General features: G+C 72.8%; 5 protein-coding genes. 3 read left to right on the forward strand and 2 right to left on the reverse strand.

Features of this window, described 5'->3' with window-relative positions; all coding sequences use genetic code 11:
* Positions 1-169: 169 nt before the first annotated feature.
* Complete coding sequence (locus tag ACOJUF_RS26415) at positions 170-1,594, forward strand: hypothetical protein (RefSeq protein ID WP_420124777.1); 1,425 nt, start codon at positions 170-172, stop codon at positions 1,592-1,594.
* 12 nt (positions 1,595-1,606) lie between these two features.
* Here the strand turns inward: ACOJUF_RS26415 and ACOJUF_RS26420 are convergent, their stop codons facing one another.
* Positions 1,607-1,990, reverse strand: a complete 384-nt coding sequence (locus ACOJUF_RS26420) for a hypothetical protein (RefSeq protein WP_420124778.1) — start codon at positions 1,988-1,990, stop codon at positions 1,607-1,609.
* Positions 1,987-2,850, reverse strand: coding sequence for a PHP domain-containing protein (locus tag ACOJUF_RS26425; protein ID WP_420124779.1), 864 nt, complete (start codon positions 2,848-2,850; stop codon positions 1,987-1,989). Before ACOJUF_RS26425 ends, ACOJUF_RS26420 begins: the two co-directional genes overlap by 4 nt.
* 243 nt (positions 2,851-3,093) lie before the next feature.
* Here ACOJUF_RS26425 and ACOJUF_RS26430 point away from each other — a divergent pair, with 243 nt between their 5' ends.
* Positions 3,094-4,173 carry a magnesium and cobalt transport protein CorA gene (locus ACOJUF_RS26430; protein WP_420124780.1) on the forward strand — a complete coding sequence of 360 codons (1,080 nt, stop codon included), beginning with the start codon at positions 3,094-3,096 and terminating at the stop codon, positions 4,171-4,173.
* Positions 4,174-4,396: 223 nt separating this feature from the next.
* Positions 4,397-4,774 carry an SHOCT domain-containing protein gene (locus tag ACOJUF_RS26435; protein ID WP_420124781.1) on the forward strand — a complete coding sequence of 126 codons (378 nt, stop codon included), beginning with the start codon at positions 4,397-4,399 and terminating at the stop codon, positions 4,772-4,774.
* The last annotated feature ends 57 nt before the right edge of the window (positions 4,775-4,831 follow it).

A 4,831-nucleotide genomic window follows, 5' to 3' on the forward strand; every position in this document is an offset into this window, starting at 1 on the left:
CGGGGCCCTGCGCCGGGCCCGGCGCCGGCCGTCTCCCGCGCCGGGCGGACCGACCGCAGGGCCGGCCGGCTCGGCCGGGCAGCGGCCGGGCAGCCCCGCGGCACCTCGGGGGCCGGCACGCCGCCCCGGCGGGCCCGGCGGCCCGGTGCCGACCCGTAGGCTCGCCCCCGTGACGCTCAGCCCGGCCCGACGACGCCGCATCGACCGCCTCGTCGCCGGCGGCATCGCGCTCGTCGTGCTCGCCGTCGCGGCCGTGGTCTACCTGACCAGCGACGTCCGGGCCACCGACGCCACCACCGTGCCCCGCGGCACCGTGCCCGCGGAGCCCACCGCGGTGCCGTCCACGCTCAGCGAGAAGTGGTCGGTGGCCACCGATCCGGCCGTCGGCGCGGTCGCATCGCCCTACGGCGTGGTGGTGACCGGGCAGGGCACCGCGGCGATCGCGTACGACGCCCGGACGGGCGAGCGGCGCTGGTCCTACGACCGTGGTGACGAGCCGCTGTGCGCCATCGGGTCCGGCGACACCGACGCCCCCGGGGTGACCGCTCGCGGCAAGGTGCGCGGCGTGATGGTGGTGTCGAACAAGAACGGGTACTGCTCGCAGGTCATGCTGCTCGACCCGGCCACCGGGGAGCGCCATTACTACCGGACCAGCCCGAACCAGCCGGGCGGAGCGCTGGCGTTCGGCGGTCCCTACGCGGGCTGGCTGGGCCCGACCCTGGTCGAGCTCTGGCGGGACGATCTGGTCCGCACCATCCAGTACGGGGACGAACCGGCCCCGCCCAAGCCGAACGCCACCCACACCGGGTGCACGTTCACCGACATGATCATCGACGACCAGCAGTTCGCGACCGTCGAGCACTGCGCCGGCAGCCCGAACGCCCAGGTGGTGCTGAACTGGACCACTCCCGACTCGGCGCCGGACAAACCCGATGATCAGGACGTCTTCAAACACACGCCGCGGGCGACCATCGACACCGGGTCGACGGCGGCGCGGCTGGTCGGCATCACCTCCGACCGGGTGGCCGTGCTGGTCTCCGACCCGGAACCGGCGGTGGTGCGCTACGACACCGCGGGCCGCGAGGTGGGCCGGACGCCGGTGGACGTACCGGCCACGTCGATCGTCGACGCCGACCGGCTCGGTGACGGCGACCGGACCCGGCCCACGCCCGCGGTGCGGGACGGGTCGACGCGATTCTCCGTCGTCGGCGACACCCTGCTGGCGGTGATGCAGGAATCGGCCACCGTGCAGACCACGCCGACGTCCACCGCGACCCGGCCGACCACCGAGCCGCCCACGCCCGGGGTCCTGGCCTCCGACACGGCGACCACGCCGGTCACCGAGCGGGTGGAGGACCTGACGGTGGGGTGGACCCGCGCCGGCGTCCTCGGGCTCCCGGCCGTGATCGGCGACCAGGTGCTGCTGCCGGTGTCCGGCGGCCTGGCCCCGGTCGCCGCCGGCAACGGGAACCCCGGCATCGTGCCGACACTGATCCCGGTCGACCGGGGCGGCGCCACCGGACGCGTCGACGTGGCGGCCGTCGGCCCGACGATCGTCGAGATCCGCGGGGACCGGGTCGTCGGGCTGAGCTGATCGACCGGGCGCTCAGGGCCACCAGGCGAGGGCGATCACGGCCGACGCGGCCGCGAGAACGGCGAGATCGGGCAGCACGCGCAGCGCCCCCCGACGCCGGGGCCGGGTCCGGTAGATCGCCTCGCCGGCACCCCCCACGATCAGGTGGGCGGCGACCCGGGCCCATCCGGGTCCGGTCGCCGCGCCCCACCCGGCCGCCGCCAGCACGGCCGGCGCGAGCAGCTGGGCGAGCACCAGCACCGCCCCGACCACCAGCATCCCGCCCGCGATCAGCCCGGTCAGCGCGTCCAGCCCGCGGACGGCGGGCCCCGGGCGAGGCTCGGCTCCGGGGTTGGCACCGGGACCGGCGCCCGACCCGATCCCCGGTGACGGGGGCGGCGACGCGGCCGAACTCACCCGCCCGGACCGACCGGGGTGGTGATCCCGTTGCTGGCCCCGACGATCCGGTCCAGAACGTCCGGATCGGTGCGCTCCTGCCCGAGGCGCAGGACCTTGTTGGTGCCGTGGTAGTCCGAGGAACCCGTCGTCAGCAGGCCCAGGTCGGTGGCGATCCCCCGCAGTTCGGCCCGATCGGACGGATCGTGGTCGGGATGGTCGACCTCCAGGCCGGCCAGCCCGAGGCGGGCCAGCTCGGCGAGGTAGCCGGCCGTCAGCACCCGCCGCTCGCCGCGGCCGCGCGGGTGGGCGATGACACTGACCCCGCCGGCGGCGGTGATCATCCCGATCGCGGTCGGCAGGTCGGTGTCGGCCTTGGGCACGTAGTACGGGCCGCGGCCGGACAGGTGCATCGCGAAGGCCTGGTCGACCGACTCGACGACCCCGGCCTCGACCAGCGCCCGGCCGATATGCGGGCGCCCGACCGGCGCACCGTCGGCGATCTCCAGGACCCGGTCCGCGGTGATCGGCACCCCGGCGGTGACCATGCGATCCACGATGGCCAGCCCCCGGTGCAGCCGCTCCTGGCGCAGCCGGGCCTGCTCGTCCACGATCGCGCGATGCGCCGGGTCGAACAGGTAGCCGAGCAGGTGGACACTGACCCGGCGCTCCCCCAGGGGCGCCGACGTGGAGAACTCGGCGCCGCGGATCACCGTCAGCTCGGGCGGCCGGGCCGCCAGGGCCGGCGCCCAACCCATCGTGTTGTCGTGGTCGGTGATCGCGACGACGTCCAGGCCGGCCGCCGCCGCGGCCTGCATCAGCTCGGCCGGGGTGTCGGTCCCGTCGGACGCGGTGGAGTGCGCGTGCAGGTCGATGAGCACACGCCCCATCCTGCCGGGTCGCGTCCCGTCCGCCGTCGTCGGCTCGGCCGTGTCGCCGTTCACCGCACGGTCACCATCGATTCATCCGGCCGTGGCCCGCCGGTCGGCTCGGTGGACGACCGGCCGGTCGCCACGCGGGTACAGTCGTCGAGCAGGCCCGATCGTGCCCCGGTGCAACGGCCCTGACCTGCGCCGATCCGTCACTGGGGGTCAACTGCGGTCCAGCCCCACGAGGAGGTGGCCATGCCCGTTCTGCCGTCCCTGCCCTCGTTGCGACACCCCCGTCAACGATCCGGGTCCGGCTCGGCCGCCGCCGGGGGCGACCACGCCGAGGCCCTGGTCGACTGCGCCGCCTACATCGGCGGGGAGCGGGTGCGGGAGTGCGGCGACCCGGCCACCGCGATCGACCGGGTCCGGGCCGAGGGCCGCGGCTTCGTCTGGATCGGACTGCACGAGCCCGACGAACGGGAGATGGCGTTCCTGGCCAAGCTGCTGGGACTGCATGAGCTGGCCGTCGAGGACGCCGTCCAGGCCTACCAGCGACCCAAGCTCGAGGCCTACGACAATTCCCTGTTCCTGGTGCTCAAGACGGTGGCCTACGTCGAGCACACGGCCGGGAACGCGGTGCAGATCGTCCAGGACGGCGAGATCATGATCTTCCTCGGCCCGGACTACATCGTGACGGTCCGGCACGGCGCCCACTCCCAACTGCGCACCGTCCGGGCCGCGCTGGAGGACGATCCCGACCGCCTGATCATCGGGCCGGCCGCCGTCATGCACGCGATCGCCGACCACATCGTCGACGAGTACCTCAGCGTCGTCGAGGCAGTCGAGGACGACATCGACGAGATGGAGAATTCGGTCTTCACGCCGAACCAGCCCGTGGACATCGAGCAGATCTACCTGCTCAAGCGGGAGATCCTGGGCCTGCGCCGCGCGGTCTCGCCGCTGATGCCGGCCATGCGCTCGCTCAGCGGCACCTCGACCGATCTGTTGCCCAAGAAGATCCGCTCCTACGTCCGGGACGTCGAGGATCACCTGTCGGTCGTCGCCGACCGCGTCACCACCTTCGACGAGATGCTCACCACACTGGTCAGCGCCGCCCTGGCCGAGGTAACGACCCGGCAGAACGAGGACATGCGCAAGATCTCCGCGTGGGCGGCGATCGCCCTGGTGCCCACCGCGATCGCCGGCATCTACGGCATGAACTTTGCCAACATGCCCGAGCTGAACTGGACTTTCGGCTATCCGATGGCCCTGGCCGTGATCGCCGGATTGTGCGTCACGCTCTATCTGGTGCTGCGCCGGCGCGGCTGGCTCTGACCTCGCCGAACCCGACATCCGGCTCCGGCGAGCACTATTCGTCGCCGATTCGTCACCGAATCGTGGCCCAACCCTCCGTTTCGGATGAGCAAACCCCTGCGTCCGGTGTGCCAGGATTTGCCCGGCATTCCGGGCACCCCCGGAATCGAGGCAAGTCGAGACGCGCATCGCGGCCGCTCGCACGTACGGCCGGGACCACCGGCCGCGAACCACGGAGGTATCGGTGGAAAACTTCTGGAGCATCATCTGGATCGTGATCTGGAGCTTTGTCTTCGTCGCGTACCTGTTCGTGCTCTTCTACATCCTGACGGACCTGTTCCGTGATCATCAGCTCAGCGGCTGGTTCAAGGCGCTCTGGATCATCTTCCTGATCTTCGCCCCCTACCTCACCGCACTGATCTACGTGATCGCGCGCGGCAAGGGCATGGCCGAGCGCCAGCAGGCCTACATCCGGGACACCAAGACCCAGACCGACGCCTACATCCGGGACGTCGCGGGCAAGTCGCCGGCGGAGAGCATCGCGGACGCCAAGGCGCTGCTGGACAGCGGCACCATCACCCAGCAGGAGTTCGACCGGCTCAAGGCCAAGGCCCTGGCCTGACGGCCGGCCGCTGAGCGGCCACCGCCACGGCGCGGGGGGGGGGGGGGCCCCCCCCCC

This window comes from Nakamurella sp., from assembly GCF_048594475.1.
Lineage (GTDB): Bacteria > Actinomycetota > Actinomycetes > Mycobacteriales > Nakamurellaceae > Nakamurella.

Bases quoted from the DNA above. Each gene is read 5' to 3' on its own strand.
- ACOJUF_RS26430 (WP_420124780.1), top strand. From the start codon at position 3,094: ATGCCCGTTCTGCCGTCCCTGCCCTCGTTGCGACACCCCCGTCAACGA.